Origin of the sequence: Chitinophaga lutea, assembly GCF_003813775.1 — a bacterium.
GTDB lineage: Bacteria > Bacteroidota > Bacteroidia > Chitinophagales > Chitinophagaceae > Chitinophaga > Chitinophaga lutea.
Window position 1 is genome coordinate 809,984 of the sequence record NZ_RPDH01000001.1, and the last position, 17,385, is coordinate 827,368.

12 protein-coding genes are annotated in these 17,385 nt (G+C 57.2%); 8 read left to right on the top strand and 4 right to left on the bottom strand.

Annotation, left to right across the window (positions count from 1 at the left end):
- Window positions 1-19 precede the first annotated feature (19 nt).
- The 7 genes from EGT74_RS03140 to EGT74_RS03170 all read left to right on the top strand — a co-directional run bounded on the left by EGT74_RS03140 (window position 20) and on the right by EGT74_RS03170 (window position 10,948).
- Window positions 20-1,822, top strand: coding sequence for a RagB/SusD family nutrient uptake outer membrane protein (locus EGT74_RS03140; protein WP_123845077.1), 1,803 nt, complete (start codon window positions 20-22; stop codon window positions 1,820-1,822).
- 28 nt (window positions 1,823-1,850) lie between these two features.
- Window positions 1,851-2,807, top strand: coding sequence for a BT_3987 domain-containing protein (locus EGT74_RS03145; RefSeq protein WP_123845078.1), 957 nt, complete (start codon window positions 1,851-1,853; stop codon window positions 2,805-2,807).
- Window positions 2,808-2,814: 7 nt separating this feature from the next.
- Window positions 2,815-3,648 carry an endonuclease/exonuclease/phosphatase family protein gene (locus EGT74_RS03150; protein WP_123845079.1) on the top strand — a complete coding sequence of 278 codons (834 nt, stop codon included), beginning with the start codon at window positions 2,815-2,817 and terminating at the stop codon, window positions 3,646-3,648.
- Window positions 3,649-3,938: 290 nt separating this feature from the next.
- On the top strand, window positions 3,939-4,463 hold the full coding sequence (locus EGT74_RS03155; RefSeq protein ID WP_158617978.1) for an RNA polymerase sigma-70 factor: 525 nt from the start codon (window positions 3,939-3,941) through the stop codon (window positions 4,461-4,463).
- A gap of 198 nt (window positions 4,464-4,661) precedes the next feature.
- The gene (locus EGT74_RS03160; RefSeq protein WP_123845081.1) at window positions 4,662-5,825 is read left to right on the top strand and encodes a FecR family protein; all 1,164 of its coding nucleotides are present in this window, start codon (window positions 4,662-4,664) and stop codon (window positions 5,823-5,825) included.
- Window positions 5,826-5,872: 47 nt separating this feature from the next.
- Window positions 5,873-9,412 (top strand): SusC/RagA family TonB-linked outer membrane protein, encoded by a 3,540-nt coding sequence (locus tag EGT74_RS03165; RefSeq protein WP_123845082.1) that lies wholly within the window; start codon window positions 5,873-5,875, stop codon window positions 9,410-9,412.
- 18 nt (window positions 9,413-9,430) lie between these two features.
- A complete protein-coding gene (locus EGT74_RS03170) occupies window positions 9,431-10,948 on the top strand; it encodes a SusD/RagB family nutrient-binding outer membrane lipoprotein (protein ID WP_123845083.1) in 1,518 nt (505 codons plus the stop codon).
- Between the two features lie 90 nt (window positions 10,949-11,038).
- Here EGT74_RS03170 and EGT74_RS03175 read toward each other — a convergent pair whose 3' ends face one another.
- The 3 genes from EGT74_RS03175 to EGT74_RS03185 all read right to left on the bottom strand — a co-directional run bounded on the left by EGT74_RS03175 (window position 11,039) and on the right by EGT74_RS03185 (window position 12,507).
- Window positions 11,039-11,614, bottom strand: a complete 576-nt coding sequence (locus EGT74_RS03175; RefSeq protein ID WP_123845084.1) for a hypothetical protein — start codon at window positions 11,612-11,614, stop codon at window positions 11,039-11,041.
- Between the two features lie 152 nt (window positions 11,615-11,766).
- On the bottom strand, window positions 11,767-11,913 hold the full coding sequence (locus tag EGT74_RS27245; protein ID WP_262697089.1) for a phytanoyl-CoA dioxygenase family protein: 147 nt from the start codon (window positions 11,911-11,913) through the stop codon (window positions 11,767-11,769).
- A 123-nt stretch (window positions 11,914-12,036) separates the two neighbouring features.
- Window positions 12,037-12,507, bottom strand: a complete 471-nt coding sequence (locus EGT74_RS03185) for an SRPBCC family protein (protein ID WP_220392802.1) — start codon at window positions 12,505-12,507, stop codon at window positions 12,037-12,039.
- Window positions 12,508-12,778: 271 nt separating this feature from the next.
- On the opposite strand from EGT74_RS03185, the gene EGT74_RS03190 reads away from it, so the two are divergent.
- Window positions 12,779-16,390, top strand: a complete 3,612-nt coding sequence (locus tag EGT74_RS03190; protein ID WP_123845085.1) for an Ig-like domain-containing protein — start codon at window positions 12,779-12,781, stop codon at window positions 16,388-16,390.
- A 58-nt stretch (window positions 16,391-16,448) separates the two neighbouring features.
- Here EGT74_RS03190 and EGT74_RS03195 read toward each other — a convergent pair whose 3' ends face one another.
- Complete coding sequence (locus EGT74_RS03195; RefSeq protein ID WP_123845086.1) at window positions 16,449-17,330, bottom strand: AraC family transcriptional regulator; 882 nt, start codon at window positions 17,328-17,330, stop codon at window positions 16,449-16,451.
- Window positions 17,331-17,385 lie beyond the last annotated feature (55 nt).

Below are 17,385 nucleotides of genomic sequence, written 5' to 3' on the forward strand. Positions count from 1 at the left end.
GATCTTTAATCAGTTGCTGATGAATATAAAACATTTCACCCTGCTCTTTATGGCCGCCGTGTCGCTCTCGCCGGCCTGCAACAAGGACTTCCTGAACCAGGTGCCGGACGACCGCATTACCATCGACCAGGTTTTCCAGCGCAGGAAATACTCCGAAGAATACCTGGCCAACATTTATAATACGCTGCCGAACGACTCCTACCGGAACACCTCTCCCTGGGAAGGCATGTCTGACGACGCGGACATCACCTACGACCGGCCCGGTTCCGGCTACGACTCCTATCCCGCCAACCTTGGCAACTGGAACGCGGCCTCCAACTATTTCAACTACTGGCCCAAGTACTACCAGGGCATCCGCTCGGCTACCTATTTCATGTCGCGCATCGGTGAAAACACCGAAATAAAACAGCTGCCCAACGGCGCTGCGCTGATCGAGCAATACAAAGCCGAAGCCCGTGCCCTGCGCGCGTATTATTACTTCTGCCTGCTGCGCCAGTACGGCCCGGTGATCTTGCTGGGCGACACGCCCATCGCCGGCGACCTTGCTCCTTCCGCCGAAGAAATGCAACTGCCTCGCAGCAGCTACGACGAGTGTGTGGATTACATCGTATCGCAGCTTGACCTCGCCGCGCAGAATCTGCCCAAACACTTCACCGCACAGAGCGAAACCGATTACGGCCGCGTAACGCAGGCATTCTGTAAAGCCGTAAAAAGCCAGGTACTGCTCTACGCCGCCAGCCCGCAGTTCAACGGGAACACCGATTACGCCGGGTTTAAGAATAAAGACGGCAAACAGCTCATCAGCCAGCAGTACGACGCCAACAAATGGAAACGTGCTGCCGATGCGGCAAAGGAACTGATGACCGGTTTCGGCCTGGCGCTATACCGGAAAAACGATGCCGCCGGTAACTTCGATCCGTACCTCTCCACCCGCGACGTATTCCTCGACCCCTGGAACAGCGAGGTGATCTTCGCCCGCACCACCAACGGGCTCAGCGCCTGGGAAAGGTCTACCTCGCCCCGCCTCTGCAACGGGTTTGCGGCCGTAGCCGTAACGCAGCAGCTGGTGGATGAGTTCGAAATGGAAAACGGCAAAGGCATCAAAGAAGCGGGCTCCGGTTATGTGGAAACAGGTTTCTCCGCCGCCGCCACCAAATATGCGCTGAAAGGCACTTACAACATGTACGTGGGCCGCGAGCCGCGCTTTTACGTGAACGTGAGTTACAACGGCAGCCCCTGGATCAACACCAGCGAAGGCACCAAAATCATCGAGACGTACTTCACCGGCAACACCGGCAAAAAAGGCTCATGGGATTTCCCGCGCACCGGTTACATCGCCCGCAAAAACATCCATCCCAACAGCAACCCGCGCATCACGCAGTATGTGGCGCGGCCGTTCGTGATGATGCGATATGCGGAGATCGTGCTCAACTATATCGAAGCGCTGAACGAATATGCGCCCGGCAATGCGGAAATCCTCCAGTACCTCAACGAGATCCGCAGCCGCGCCGGTTTGCCCGCTGTGGCGGCCGGGTTGGGACAGGCGGACATGCGTACCAAAATCCGCCACGAAAGAAGGGTGGAGCTCTGCCTGGAGAACCTGCGTTATTTCGATACGCGCCGCTGGAAAATCGCGGAGCAGACCGACGGCGGGCCTTTCTACGGCATGAACGTGGAAGCCGGCACCAAACTTACCGACCTCGTTTTTTACCAGCGTACGGTATTCGAGAGAAGGGTGTTCCTGAAAAACTATTACCTCCATCCCATTCCCCAGTCTGAAATGGACAGGGACCCGAACCTCGTTCAGAATCCCGGATGGTAAGCATTGTACATTTTTAACGACCAGCATCATGAAACAATATATTCCCGCTCTCTGCTGCGCCGCCCTTGTGCTGGGCAGCTGCGGAAAAAACAGAGACCTCATCAGCCACATCTCCGACAGTACGGCGGTGGTATACATGCCGCAAGCGTCGCGCTCGCCGGCCAGCTTCACTTTCAACCGCGATGCGGCTACCGCGCAGATCGTGTACGGCGCCTGCTACGGCGGGCCGCATGCGCCCAAAGGCGACATTGCCGTAAAGTTCTCCACCAGTCCTGCCCTGGTAGGCCACTTCAACACCGAAAATTTCACCACGTATCCGCTGATGCCGGAAGGTAGTTACGAACTGGAACAGACCAGCGCCGTCATTCCTTCCGGGAAAGTGAACACCGCGCCGTTCAACATCACCCTCCACCTCGATAAACTCGACGGTGTGGGCGGTTACCTGCTGCCGGTAACGGTGCAGACCGATGCGAAGGTGAATGAAAAACTGCGCACCACGTTTTTCCTCGTGAAGGCGCTGTACACCGTCAATCCTTTCCAGGCGTATGACCGTGCCGCGTTCAAGGTGCTCAATTTCTCGTCTGAAGAAAAAACGGGCGAGGGCCTTGCCAACGGCCGCGCCATCTACGCGCTCGACGGCAACGACGATACTTTCTGGAGCACCGAATGGAAAGCCGCCAAACCCGGCCCGCCGCATCATGTCACCATCGACATGCAGGCAGAGAAAAAGATCCACGGCTTTACCTTCACGGGCCGGATGGTGAGCGGCGCGGTGAAAACCACGGGCAACCCGAAAGACGTTATTCTCGAAACCAGTACCGACGGTGTTACCTGGAGTTACAAGGAAAACTTCGTGCTGGAGAATACCAGACTGAACACCTTTTACCTCGCCTATTCGCAACAGGCCCGGTATTTCAGGTTCACCATCAACACCAGCCAGGGCGATATTTACCTGACGCATCTTGCGGAAATCAACGTATTCTGATTTGAACATGAACAGACTCATCATCGGCGCAGCGCTCATCATGGCGGTTGCCTGCGGGAAAAAATCGACGCCGGCGCCCAACAATCCCGATCCCGGCACACCCGCGCCGCAGGTAAAGGTCATGACCTTCAACATCTATGGTGCGCGGGCCAGCAGCGGCGCTCCGGCCGACCTTGCCGTGCTCGCGAAGATCATCAACGATGAAAAGCCCGACCTGGTGGCGCTGCAGGAAGTGGACGTATTTACGTCGCGCACCGGCGCCACCGTGCACCAGGCCCGTGAACTGGCTGCGCTGACGGGCATGGAATGGTATTTCACCAAAGCCATCGACCTCGGCGGCGGCGAATACGGCGATGCGGTGCTGTCGAAACTGCCCATCAAGGAAAGCCGGCGTTATGCCCTGCCGGTGGCGCCCAATATCAGCGGCGAATTCCGGTCGGTGGCCATGATCAAAGTGAACAAGGAAGGGAAAGATTTTTACTTCGCCTCCACCCATCTTGACCATCTCCAGCAGGAAGACAGCCGGCTGCTGCAGGCGCAGGAGCTCAAAAAAATCGCCGGCGCGCTCGATCTGCCGCTGATCATGGGCGGAGATCTGAATGCGGTGCCGGAATCGCAGACCATGGGCGTGATGCGCAGCTTCATGAACCTGGGCTGCCTGCAGCAATGCCCGCTCACCTTTCCGTCAGACAAGCCGACCCGCACCATCGATTACATCCTGACGGCGCCTACGGGCAAGTTCACTGTCACATTCTATAACGCCATTACCGGATACCATGCCGGTAAACAGGTGTATGCCTCCGATCACCGGCCGGTAGTGGCCAACGTGAAGATCAATTAATCCTGCCTGTTGAAATAACAACGCCTCTCCGTCTTTGCGGGGAGGCGTTTTTTTATACCGCTGCCGTGAAATGTACCGGCCTTTATCCCGCTGATCAGCGCACGGTAGCGCGTTTCTTCCATTACATGTCTTAAAATCCGCATATGGCCGCGCCTGGCCCGCTACGGGGTTATCGTATTTTATGTATATTTAAATTGCAAAGGGCAACGATTCCCCTTATACCTGGAGGGCTATTTACTAAATGACTACGCATGGGGGCGCCACATAAAGGTTCGGTGAAATTGGACATTATGACAGCGGAAACGCTGTTCAGGCAATATTATGCCCGCCTGTGCCACTATGCCTTCCAGTTTACCGGCGATGCCGAACAGGCGCGCGACATTGCGCAGGAGGCATTCGTCGGCTACCTCGCCCGCCAGGACGAAGTGTCCGTTCACCCCGACGCCATCCGCAATTTCCTTTATACCTCCGTCCGCCATGCCTGTCTCAATGTACTGCGGCATCATAAGGTAGTGGAGAAGTTCGTGCAGGAACAGACCGCGGCCGCTCCTGTAGATGCGGGCGCCATGCAGGCCATCATCCGCACCGAAGTGCTGGCCGCGGTGCACGAGGCGCTGCAGAGCCTGCCGGAGGAATGTGGCCGCATCGTGCGCATGGGGTATATCGACGGCCTCAAAAACCAGCAGATTGCCCGGCAGCTGAACATCAGCATCAACACGGTGAAAACCCAGAAACGGCGCGGCCTCCAGTTATTGAGGCTGCGGCTCCCGCCTGAAACGTACCTGCTGCTTTTGTATCTGCTTACGCGGGATTGAATATATAATGACCGCAGCCGTCCACATTTGTTCAGGCGATCAGCCGCATGCTCCGGGATGGGTGCAACCTGCAAGCTCCGGAATTACACCTCCTCCAGCGGTTCGGCCCCCTGCAATCAACCCGGCCGCTCCCCACCGCCCAAAAAATATTTTCCCTCCCTGTCACCCTTTTCCGCCCGCTGCGTTTCTTAATACCAGATGACACAGCAGCAACTGCCGCACCAGATCGCGGAACTCATTGTAAAACATTATGCCGGCGGCATTTCGCCGGAAGAACAACAGCGGCTCAACGCCTGGCTGGTGGAAGATGAACGGCACCGTGCCTTGTTCGATTCATTCCGGCATCCGGCAGCCCTCGAAAAGGACATGGCTTTTTTCGACAGCCTCGACCTCGACGCGGATTGGGAAGCCGTTGCCGTGCGCGCCGGGTACAACACGCAGCGCACCGGTAACCGCCGCCGTATATGGTACTGGTCGGCCGCGGCCGCCGTTTTACTGGGGGCGGGCGTGTTCCTGCTCTGGCCTTCGGGGCAGCGGAATGAACAACGAACAGCGCTCGCCGGGCCCCCGGTAATCACCCCCCAGCCCGGCGGCAACAAGGCGATGCTGCAGCTTTCCAACGGCAAAACCGTGACCCTCGGCCAGCTGGCCGACACGGTGCTGAGCGAAGGCGGGTCGCGCATCAGCGGCAACAACGGGCAACTGGTGTACGATGCGGCGGGTGCGGAAGAGGTGACCTACAACACACTCTCCACCCCCAAAGGCGGGCAGTTCCGGCTCACCCTCGCAGACGGCACGGCCGTGTGGCTCAACGCCTCTTCTTCCATCCGTTTCCCCACGCGCTTTACGGACAACGACCGTACCGTGGAATTGACCGGGGAAGGGTATTTCGAAGTAACCAAAGATCATAAGCCCTTCTTCGTATCGGTGAACGGCGTGAAGATCGTGGTGCTCGGCACCCGTTTCAACGTGATGGCCTACAACGGCATCACCCGCACCACCCTCACCGAAGGCGCCGTTAAAATACAACTGCCCGGCAACCGCGCCTGGCAGCTCAAACCCGGCCAGCAGGCGCTGGTACAGGATAACAACGACGTGAAGGTGATGCCCGCGGACATCGACAAGGCGCTGGCCTGGAAAAACGGCCTCTTCTATTTCAAAGACGACGCCATGGCCGACATCATCGCGCAGATCGCGCGGTGGTACGATGTGGAAGTGGTGGTAAAAGGCCCCCTGCCCGCCCGCCTCTTTTCCGGCAACGTCCGCAGGCAGGCTTCCCTCACCCAGGTGCTCGACATGCTCCATTACGTGAGCGGCGCGCAGTGTAGCGTGGAAGGCAATACCGTGACTATTCAGTTCTGACTGATCAACCAATAAACAACCAAATCGCTTTTAACTTAAAGTTTAAGATGATGAACAAACTGACATTTGCAAAGCGGGCCGTCATGCTCGGCTCCTGCCTGTTGCTTTTCATCTGCCTGCGCGTTTCCGCGGCGGCACAGCAGCAGATTTCCCTCACCATGCGCAATGCCACGCTCGAACAGGTGTTCAGCGCCATCCGGCAGCAAACGGGCTTTTATTTCCTGTACAGCAACGACGTCGTGAAAAAAGCCGGCAAGGTGAACATCGATGTGAAAGACGCCGGCATCGACAAAGTACTGAAACTCTGCCTTGCCGGCCGGCAACTTACTTACAAGATCATCGACCAGACCATCACCATCCAGGAAAAAGCGCCGGAGCCACCCGTTATCAAACCGGCAGTGGCCGATACGGTGATCACCGGCAAGGTGACGGACGAAAAAAATAATCCGCTCCCGGGCGTGACCATCGGCGTGGAAGGCTCTTCGCATGGCGCCATCTCCGGCCCGGACGGCAGCTTTTCCCTCCGCCTGCCTTCCGGTGCGCGCGCACTGGTATTTTCTTTCATGGGGTTTACCCAGCAGCGCGTCGAGCTCACCGGCGCCACCACCCTGCAGGTGAAACTGGCGGAAAGCACCAAGTCACTGTCTGAAGTAGTGGTAACGGCCCTCGGCATCAAACGCGATAAAAAAGCGCTGGGCTACACCGTAGCGGAACTGAAAGGCGCGGAACTTTCGCAGGGCAAGGAAGTGAACGTGGCCAACGCCCTCTCGGGCAAAGTGGCCGGCGTGCAAGTGACGCGCGCGGCATCGGGCGCGGGCGGCTCCTCCAAGATCGTGATCCGCGGCAACAACTCGCTGCAGGGCAACAGTCAGCCGCTGTACGTGGTGGACGGCATCCCGCTCGACAACCAGAACCTCCGCCCCGCCAGCGCCACCGGCGGCATCGATTACGGTGACGGTATCTCCAATATCAACCCGGAAGACATCGAAAACATTTCGCTCCTGAAAGGCCCCAACGCCGCGGCGCTCTACGGCCAGCGCGGGAGCAACGGCGTGGTGCTGATCACCACCAAAACCGGTATGGCGGGCAAAGGCCTGGGCGTCCGATTCAGCTCGGATTATTCCATCGGCAACGCACTGGTAACGCCCGATTTCCAGGACGTATACGGCCAGGGCATGAACGGCGACTTCACGCACTTCCGCGCCACCGACGGCAAAGTGTACACCATGGCCGAAGCAAAAACACTCGGCTTACAGGGTATGCCTAAAATGAGCGCCGGCCGCGACCGCATCATGCGCAGCAGCTGGGGCCCGAAAATGCAGGGGCAGGAGTATGAAGACCAGTGGGGCAACGTGCTCAAGCTCACACCGCAGCCCGGTACCTACAAAGCGTTTTTTAACACGGAAAAACAATTCGTCAACAATATCAGCGTAGACGGCGGCACCGAAAAAGTGAACTACCGCTTCTCCTACTCCAACACGAGCGTGAACGGGTATGTGCCCACCAACAAACTGAACCGCAATACCTTTAACCTCCGCACACAGGCGCAGATCACGTCGAAACTGCAACTGGACGCCAAGATCAACTACATCGCCCAGAAAGGAGAAAACCGGCCTACATTGTCCGACGCGTCGGACAACCCCGCCTATCTCTTCATCAGCCAGCCCCGCAGCATGCCCATGAGCGTACTGGCGGATTATACCTGGTCGGCGCAGGATGTGGCCAAACAGTTCGGGTACAGCGGCGTGTATGCCGGCCTCGAAAAAACGTACGCCACCAACAGCTCCACCGCCAACCCGTACTGGACGATCAACAAAACGCATAACGAAGACAACCGCGACCGCGTGATCGGTATGCTGCGCCTTTCGTACGATTTCACCAGCTGGCTGAAACTGACCGCGCGGGGCGGCACCGATTTCTATACCGACCAGCGCCAGCGCTACCGCGAGATCGGCACCTACCAGAGCCAGAACCGCAACGGCGACATCGAAGAACAGGTGACCCGTGTGCGGGAGGACAATTACGACCTGCTGCTCACCAGCAACCTGAAACTGAATAAAGACATGACGCTGGGCCTCAACCTGGGCGGCAGCCACCAGAAACGGTTCATGCGCCTCACGGGCAATACCGGCCGCGAGTTCATCGTGCCCAAACTCTTTGTGATCAACAACACGCTCACCAACAGCTACCTGTTCGACCTGCAGCAGTCAGAGATCAACTCCGTATACGCATCCGGCCAGTTCGGTTTCCGGGAATTCTGGTTCGTGGATTTTTCTGCGCGGAACGACTGGTCGTCGACACTTTCTCCTGAAAACAATTCGTTCTTCTATCCTTCCGTCAGCACCAGCCTGGTGCTGACCGACGCGCTGGATATCAGGAGCAACACCCTCAGCTTCCTCAAACTGCGCGCTTCATGGGCGCAGGCGGGCAGCTCCGGCAACCCGTACCAGCTTACCGGTACTTACAGCCTCGACCAGTTTACGCATGGCGGCCAGCCGATGGGCTCGTTCTCTTCCATCATCCCCGATCCCAACCTGAAAAACGAGCTCACCACCTCCACCGAGTTCGGTGCGGACGTGCGGATGCTGAACAGCAGGCTGGGTTTCAGTTTCACCTGGTACAACGCTTCCACCAAAAACCAGATCCTCGACGTGCCGTTACCGCTCTCGAGCCTGTTTGAATACCGCCGCGTGAACGCCGGCGAAATCCGCAACCGCGGCATCGAATTTTCCGTAAACGGCACGCCGCTCAAACTGGCGAACGGGTTCACCTGGGAAAGCTCGTTCAACTTCGCCCGCAACCGCAACATGGTGGTATCGCTGGCGGATGGCGTGGATGCATTTGTGCTGGGCTCGGACCGTGGCGTGATCGTGAAAGCGGAGCCCGGCAAGCCTTTCGGTGTGCTGGTGAGCAATGGTTTCGCCTGGCTGCGCGACGCACAGGGCAGAAGGCTCATCGACCCCGCCACCGGCCTGCCGCTGCGCACCAACGGCCGCGTGCAGCAGGAACTGGGGAACGCGATGCCCGACTGGACCGGCGGTTTCTTTAACAGCTTCCGTTACAAGGGTTTCCTGCTGACGGGGCTGATAGACATTCGCCAGGGCGGCATGCTCTATTCCCAGAGCAACCGCGAAGAGCTGATTTACGGCACCACCAAAAAGACCCTCGCCGGCCGCGAAGGCGGTTATCTCGCCTCCGGCATCGTGGGACAGAAAAAAGCGGACGGTACCTGGGAAGGCACCAACCAGCCCAATACCAAAACGGTGAACGCGCAGGACTACTGGAACGTGGTGGCCAACGATAAAGAAAGCGTGGTATCTGAAGAAATGCTGAACGACGCCAGCTACATCGCCATGCGCGAAATCAGCCTGGGTTACCAGTTGCCCGCCAAGATGCTGTCCGGCAAGTTTATCAAAAGGGCCGGCATCGGGCTGTACGGCCGGAACCTCTTTTATTTCCAGCGCAAAACCGACGGGTTCTCGCCCGAAGCATCGGCCTTTAACGTAAACAATTCTTCACTCGGCCTGGAATCCACTTCCCTGCCCATGATGCGGAATTTTGGCATTAACCTGAACCTGGAGTTTTAAGCTGCAAAAAACAAGAACATGAAAAACAGGAAATTTCTCACATACATCACAGGCGGCCTCTTCTGCACGATGGTGCTGGCAACCGGCTGTACAAAGGATTTTGAAACGCTGAACACGCCGCCCACCTCCGTCACCGATATCGACGCGGGCCTGCTGCTCTCGAAAGTGCAGAAAGACGCGGCGTTCGCCGAAGGCAATGAAAGGGCCAACATCGAATTCGGCTCGTGGATACAACACTGGGCGGGCGGCCAGGTAGCGCCCGTGAGCCGCTACATCCAGCAACCGACAGATGGTGTGTGGGCCGCGCATTACGCCCTGCTGCGCAACCTGATGCAGATACGGACGCAGTCTTTGAAAGGCCTGGAAACCATGCCCGCCGGCAGAAGCAAACTGGCCATTGCGGCCATCCTCGAAGCCTCCGTATGGCAGCGGCTGACCGACCTGTTCGGCGATGTGCCTCTGTCGGAAACGAGCGAGAGCGCCACCAACGTAAACAGCAAACCCGCGTTCGACACACAGGAGGCGATCTACACCCGCCTCATCGCGATGCTGGATAACGCCATGGCGCAACTCAACGCCACCGACGCGTCTTACGGCAATGCGGACTTCTATTTCAAAGGTGACGTGGCGAAATGGAAACGTTACGCCAACTCCCTGAAACTGAGAATGGGCCTTCGCCTCCGCTACGTTGCCCCGCAACTGGCCGAAAAAACCGTGCGCGAAGCGATGGCGCAACCGTTACTGACCGGCAATGCGGACAATGCGGCGGTGCCTACCTTCAACAATGCGCAGACCACCAACGCGCATCCCATTCTCCAGCAGTTCATCGGCGGCAGCTCCGACCTCCGTTACCTCGCCGACGCATTCGTGCGCACGCTGAAAACGAAAAACGATCCGCGCCTGCCGATGATCGCCGCACCTACCGTCAACTCCGTAAAAGCGGGCGCGCCCGATTACCGCGGCATGGGCGTGGCGCTCACCGATGCGCAGCTGTTGACCATCATCAAGGACGATTATTCCACCGCCGCTACCACCACCTATTTCAACAGAACGCTGGCCACGCCCATCCCATGTTATGTATTCACGTACGCGGAAGTGTGTTTCTTCAAAGCCGAAGCCGCATTGCTGGGCTGGGGCGCCGCCGCGGGCGATGCACAGACTTTCTACCAGGACGGTATCAAAGCGGCCATGGCTTTGCCGCCCTATAACATCACCACCATTCCGCCGGCCTACATAGCGGCGGAGTTTTCACTCGCCGGCCTGAGTGCCGAGCAACAGCTCGAAAAAATCATGACCCAGAAATGGATCGTATTGTTCGGGCGCGATTATGAAGCCTTCACCGAATGGCGCCGCACGGGTTATCCCGTACTGACGCCGGGCGGCAACCAGGGCTCCACCGCGGGCACCATTCCCCGCAGGGCGGTATACTCTTCACTGGAAGCATTACTGAATGCAGATAATTACAACGCTGCGGTGCAGCGTCTCACCAAAGGCGATAACTATACGTCGAAAGTGTGGTGGGACAAAAAACCGTAACGTGAAAGAAGTGAGAACGATAAAGTGTGAGCGACATGTTTGAATGAGGAAGGGCTGACCGGTTGGTCAGCCCTTTTGTATTGGTTTCCGTTAATTCGTTTTCTTCAGTTTGTCCAGTTCTTCCGCGAGTTTGGCGCGGTCTTCGTCGAGTTTCTTCTGTTTTCTGGTGTGCTCGTTATATGCCTTCTGCGCTTTCTGCAGGTCGGCTTCCTTTTGCCGGATGTCGAGCTGCTGCTGGTACGCCACGATGTCGGCCGCGAAGCCGTTCAGGAACTGTTTCATCCTGTCCACCGCTGCGGGATCCGAGCTGTTGCTCACAAAATTGTCGTACCCCTTCGCCGCCAGCAGCGATACGGTGGCGCGTTTCTTTTTACCGTCTACCCGCGCATACACGTCGAGTTTTTCTGATGATACTTCATTCCAGTTCACGCCTTTGTAGGCCATAAAACCTCGCTGTGTTCTTTGTTTACCGAACCCGGCCTGGTTGAGTTTTGCGGCGAGCGCCGCTTTTACGAGGTCTGCCGGGTAATCAAACTCCGCGATCACTGCGCTGCATTCCGTTTTGTTGAATTTCACGGTCCCTTCGGATGCGTTTTGCGCTTTTAACAACATGGGGGTCGCCATGATGGCCATGACAGCAAGTGCTTTCGTTACAATTCTCTTCATGGTATAAATGCTTTGGCCTGCATATTTCAACATCCATACCAAATTAGAAAAATTGATCACGTATATAACTTTACAATACAGTATAATTTTTTCATATACCCGTAACCGTAAGAACGGCGCGGGTTGTACGAAAACGGTTAACAGGGCGTTAATCAAAATAATGTGGCCCGATTGCGAGAGGCGGCCCGCTCCGGCGGAACTCTCTGGTGCTCGGAAAGATTCGCTCCGGAGCGGTGCAGCAGGTTGGGATGGAAGATAAGGCTGTCGCCCACCTTAAGCTCCACATGCAGCAGTCGCATGGTCTTTAAAGCGAGGTCTGCATAATGTTGCGACGCGCCTACCTGTTCGCCGGCAAAGCCGTGTTCTATCCTGCCACATGAACCCGCTCAAATACCGGCGAAGTTTCGGGAGGGGGAAATGAGCTACCCGCCATGCGCCCCCACCTCTTTCGGGAACTTGTCGCCGATGAGGTTCAGCCGGAGGCCATGCTCGAGGTATGCTTTCAGGCCATCCAGCACGGTCGTAAAACCGCCGGTGGAATCCCGGATGATGGCGATGAGGTCGTCGCCCGTTTCCCTGAAACCATAATTGGTCACCACTACATAAGTCGATCCGTCTTTCAGTTCCTGGAATTTAAAGTCCACCGTCGTGGCCGGGTCGCCCCACTCCACCGTGATGAGGCGGTCGGGCACGATAGCCGTTGCCGTTACCGGCGTGGAAACATGATACATCTCCCACTCCCAGGTAACCTGCTGGTGGAGCGCCAGCTTACCGGTGCTTTTGGTGAACCAGAAATTGACGGTCACCGCCGGGTCGATGAAGGCATTGAATACCTCCCCCACCGGTTTTCTGATCAGCATTTGCGCCTCGGCGCGGTGTTGTTCGTTTTTCATAATGAGACTCTTTTATGAAACCGTTTGGTTTCAAATATAAACATTATTCCGGAAAGGCGCAGGGCTTTCGTTTCATGCGGGAATTTTCATTAACACATTGAATACCAGCGAATCTATCTCACGGCCGGTCATTGCATCACCGGGTAACTGATACATTCCTCCGGGTATTATGTCCGTTTTCACCGGTATCCGGATGGAAACGGAAGGGTAGTTTTAGTGCATCAACATTTCAACCAAAAACTACTCCCACTCCGTAAAAAAACCTATCAGCATGAAGAAAACATTTACCAGTTTCTGCATGGTACTGTTGCTGTGCACTTTGTTGCCGGCCTTTAAAGCAGCTGCCGCCATGCCCCCTCCTTCCGGGTATTTCAACATGATATCCCGCTCCGTCTGGGAGCTTACCCAGGTCCCCAACATCACCACCGAAACCGCCAGGATAAAAACCTCGCTGCAGGTGGCCGACTTCGAACCGGTGGGGCTACGAGCCACGGCCAACACGCCCCTGGTGATCAACGTGGAACAGCTCAGCGGGGCCGGGCTGCCCAAACTCATCATGGGCACCTACGACCGCCAGACGGTGGCCACCTACGACCTGGTGGCCGGCGTGAACACCATCACCAACGCCAACGGCGGCGACCTCTACCTGCAATATTCCTCCGCCACACCATCGGACAACAACAAGGTAAGAGTGACCTTCCAGAGCGGGTACCATACCATGCCGCTGTACATCCTGGGCACCAGTACGCACCAGGACTGGCTCGACATGCTGGCCGCGGACACCCTCTCCCCGAACGCCACCCTCGTGTCTGACCGGACATTCATCGTTGTATCGCAGGTAAAAGCGGAACAATATAAAAATGAGAACCAGGACACCCTGCTCACTCTGATGGACAGGATAATGAAAGCGGAAGGCGACATCAGCGGGCTCGACAACAGCCTCCCCATCCATGCGCCCATCCTCCGCAACAAACTCATGATGCTGGAAAAAGCCAGCGGCAACCCGGACGCTACTTCGCTGGGCCGCGTGCGCATCCCCACCGGCAGCATCCACTGGCTCCTGTCGCCTTCCTACATCCTGGAAGACGGCGGTTGGGGTATGTTCCATGAAATCGGCCATCACCACCAGCATTGGGCATGGACCTGGTCTACCTGCATTGAAGTCTGCGTGAACATTTATTCCCTCGCCGCCAAACGCGCCATCCTCCCCGGCCAGCAGGGCATGAGCACCAGCGACTGGAATGGCATCATGAACTATCTCGCCCAACCGCAGGCCGCCAAGAACTTCAATGCCAGCAGCGTATCGCTGTTCATGCGCCTGGGTATGTTCCAGCAGTTGTGGCTCGCTTACGGCGACAGCTTTTATCATACCCTGCATAAACGGGTAAGGGCGGAAGCCCCGGCGCCCAGCGGGGACGAGCAGGAAATGCGGCTCTTTATGCTGTATGCCTCCCAGATCAGCGGCGAAAACCTCGCCCAGTTTTTCCGGAACTGGGGCCTGAATGTGAACCAGTCCATTTACGACGAGATCAACGCACTGGGGCTGCCCGCACCGGCCATTGAGCCCTCTACCCTGCGCGAAGACCTCGTGGCCACCATTACCACACCCGCGAACAATGCGGTATTCCCCGCAGGTTCCAACGTGCCGTTGACGGCTACCGCCTTCGGGCCGGATGCGATCGCCAAGGTGGAGTTTTTCCAGGGCGGCGTCAAACTCGGTGAAGACACGACCGCTCCCTACAATTATACCTGGAACAACGTGAGCCCCGGTAACTACGCCCTCACCGCCAAAGCCACCACCCGTGGCGGCGTGGAGAGCACCTCGGCCGTGGTGAACATTACCATGGAATCGGTATCGATCATTTCCCCCGCCAACAACGCATCGTTCCCGGCGGGCGTTCCCATCGCCATCAGCGCCAACACCAGCCATGCGGTGAGCAAGGTGGAGTTTTATGCAGACAGTGTGAAGATCGGCGAGGCCACGTCAGCGCCTTACAACTTCTCCTGGCAGAACGCTGCGGCAGGTACCTATACTTTAACGGTCAAAGCGATCGGCCAGAATGGCGACACCGCCGTATCCACCGGTGTGGGCATCGTAAGCGGCGGGCAATTCCCGCAGGCGGATGCTTACGTGCGTGACGGGGGCAGCGCCGGTTCCAACTTCGGCACGGCCACCGGTCTCGTCGTGAAAAAAGACGGCAATGCCGGCTTCAGCCGCATCACTTACCTGAAGTTCGACCTCAACAGCTTCAGCAGCGCCGGTAACGCCATCCTCCGTTTGTATGTGGCCGGCGCAGGGTCTGCGGTCACCGGCACACAATGGCAGGTATGGAAAAACGATGCAGACAACTGGACCGAAACCGGCCTCACCTGGAACAACAAACCCGCCAACACCACCCAGCTGGCCAGCCAGCCCGGCAGAAGAAGCGGGTATGTGGAATGGGACATCAGCAGCCAGGTAGCCGCGGAAATCGGCGGCGACAAAATCCTGTCGCTGGCGATCGTATCCTCCGTATCCGGCCAGACCAACGATGCCACCTTCCATTCCAAAGAAGTAACGGAAGCGGATCTACGCCCCGTGCTGCTGATCGATGCCCTTCCGCAGATCTCGCTCGTGCAGCCGGTGAATAACGACACCCTTCCCGAGCACGGCGCCACGCTCATCCAGGCGAACGCCAGCGACGACCGGCAGGTAGACAGTGTACAGTTATATATCAACGGCGAAGAAAAAGCCCGCTTTACCCAGGCGCCTTACCAGTGGAGCTGGGCGAATCTCGCACCCGGCACGTACGGCATTCGTGCGAAGGTGACCGACAGCGCGTTGCACAGCGCATGGTCCGACTCCCTGACGGTAGTGGTGGTGAAAGATACCCTCGCGCCCGTCATCACCGTACCGCCAGCCATTACCGCCAACCCCGCCCCCGGCGCGTCTACCGTGGCCGTGAACATCGGCCAGGCCACCGCTACCGACAATGCGGGTGTAGCCAGCCTCACGCACGATGCACCCGCCGTATTCCCCGTAGGCAATACCATCGTTACCTGGACGGCCACCGACCTGAGCGGCAACGTATCTACCGCCACGCAGGTGATCACCGTGGAATATCTCAAAAGCGCGTTCGACGCGGTAACGGTATATGCCGGCAGCGATTTCAACAACCGGCAGATCGACCTGCAGGCGCAACTGTACCTGAACGGCGCGCTGATCGGTACGGGAGAACTGCTGAACCAGTCCATTTCCGGGCCCGGCCTCGGCAACTGCAAACAGTTCATCATCCCCATCACGGGCGACAGTGTGACCTATACGCCTGCCGATGTGCTGCAATTAAAAGTATCCGCCCGCAACACCGGCGGCGAAACGTTCCGCATCAAGTTCTGGTACAATGCCGACACGGACGACCAGATAACAAAAGGCACCGCACGGCTGGCCAAATACACCCCGGTGAATCCCGACGGTAATTTCTTCTACCTGCGCAATGCGTTTGCCCTGCAATCCGCATCCGGCAGCGAAGCCTTGCAGCAATCATTGTACGTAACACCGGCCTACCAGGAAATCGGCACCTGGTCTACCATCGCGCAGAGCGCCACTGCGGCGGACATTCCGGCGATCAGCAAAACCGCGGGTACTTCCGGCGTAAAAACCACGCTGCTGCAGGTGAAGGCTTATCCCAACCCCAGCAGCCATGAATTTACGCTGACCGTGGAAAGCAGCACCGCTAAAGAGATACAGGTGCGCGTGCTGGATATTTCCGGCAGGCTCGTGAAACTGATGTACACCAACCCCGGCCAGGTACTGCGCTTCGGGCAGGATCTGCAGGCGGGCATTTATTTTATAGACGTATTACAAGCCAACAGGCGTGAAGTGTTGAAAGTGATCAAACAATAGATCACGCGCATACAGGAGCGCAGCGCCGGTCTTAGGGCCGGCGCTTTTTTTATGCCCCTCAGGCAAAGGTTTTCACCTGCAGATATTTTCGTTTATACGCCACCGGTGTAAGCCCGGTCACTTTCTTGAACTGGCGGTAGAAGTTGGAAATATTGATGAACCCGCACTGGTTGGAGATGTGGGGAATGGATAATTTGTCTTCGATCAGCAGGCGGCACACATGGCTCACGCGCACCTCCGTGAGGAAATCGTAATAGGTTTTGCGTGTCATCAGTTTGAAATAACGGCAGAAGGAAGTCACCGTCAGATTGCTGATAGCCGCCACTTCCTCAAGGGTGATCACATTCCTGAAATTCACGAGCGTATGGTTGTACACGGCATTGAGGCGCTCCGTTTCCTGCCTGCCGGCGGGATGGAAAGAATAGGAATTGCTCACGAACGCATATTCTTCGGTTTCGGACAGCAGGTTGAGGATCGACAGCAGCATCACCACTTTTTCCAGCCGCTCCGCGCTTACCATCTGCCAGAGCAGGCCGGAGAGTTTCTTTTTCGTTTCACCCTGGATGATCATGCCCCTTTTTGCTTTGTCGTACAGCTTCAGCAGCAGATGAGCTTCGGGCAGCAAAAGGAAATCGTCGCCCATGCAGTTGGGCAGAAACTGCAGCACGATGGCTTCCACGTGTTTATGTCCTTTCTTCTGGGTCTGCTCTTCCTTGCAGTACCAGGTATGCGGCATGTTTTCGCCCAGCAGTATCATCTCCCCGGCCGAAAAGTTGCCGATCTTATCCCCGATAAACCGGATGCCTTCCCCCTTCAGCACAAAGTGCAGTTCGAGCTCGGGATGGTAATGCCAGGTGGTGTCAAAACTGGGCTCCACATCGTGGCGGATGCTGAATGAAGTCTGTATGGGACGCGGAACTTTATGGAAAAGCGGTTTCATAGCCGTGGCGGATGCTGTTTCCTAAATGTAAGCCAAAATCCCCTGATTGGCAACT

Excerpts from the sequence above, each read along its gene's own strand:
- EGT74_RS03140 (WP_123845077.1), top strand. The coding sequence starts at position 20 with ATGAATATAAAACATTTCACCCTGCTCTTTATGGCCGCCGTGTCGCTC.
- EGT74_RS03145 (WP_123845078.1), top strand. The coding sequence starts at position 1,851 with ATGAAACAATATATTCCCGCTCTCTGCTGCGCCGCCCTTGTGCTGGGC.
- EGT74_RS03150 (WP_123845079.1), top strand. The coding sequence starts at position 2,815 with ATGAACAGACTCATCATCGGCGCAGCGCTCATCATGGCGGTTGCCTGC.
- EGT74_RS03155 (WP_158617978.1), top strand. The coding sequence starts at position 3,939 with ATGACAGCGGAAACGCTGTTCAGGCAATATTATGCCCGCCTGTGCCAC.
- EGT74_RS03160 (WP_123845081.1), top strand. The coding sequence starts at position 4,662 with ATGACACAGCAGCAACTGCCGCACCAGATCGCGGAACTCATTGTAAAA.
- EGT74_RS03165 (WP_123845082.1), top strand. The coding sequence starts at position 5,873 with ATGATGAACAAACTGACATTTGCAAAGCGGGCCGTCATGCTCGGCTCC.
- EGT74_RS03170 (WP_123845083.1), top strand. The coding sequence starts at position 9,431 with ATGAAAAACAGGAAATTTCTCACATACATCACAGGCGGCCTCTTCTGC.
- EGT74_RS03175 (WP_123845084.1), bottom strand. The coding sequence starts at position 11,614 with ATGAAGAGAATTGTAACGAAAGCACTTGCTGTCATGGCCATCATGGCG.
- EGT74_RS27245 (WP_262697089.1), bottom strand. The coding sequence starts at position 11,913 with ATGCGACTGCTGCATGTGGAGCTTAAGGTGGGCGACAGCCTTATCTTC.
- EGT74_RS03185 (WP_220392802.1), bottom strand. The coding sequence starts at position 12,507 with ATGAAAAACGAACAACACCGCGCCGAGGCGCAAATGCTGATCAGAAAA.
- EGT74_RS03190 (WP_123845085.1), top strand. The coding sequence starts at position 12,779 with ATGAAGAAAACATTTACCAGTTTCTGCATGGTACTGTTGCTGTGCACT.
- EGT74_RS03195 (WP_123845086.1), bottom strand. The coding sequence starts at position 17,330 with ATGAAACCGCTTTTCCATAAAGTTCCGCGTCCCATACAGACTTCATTC.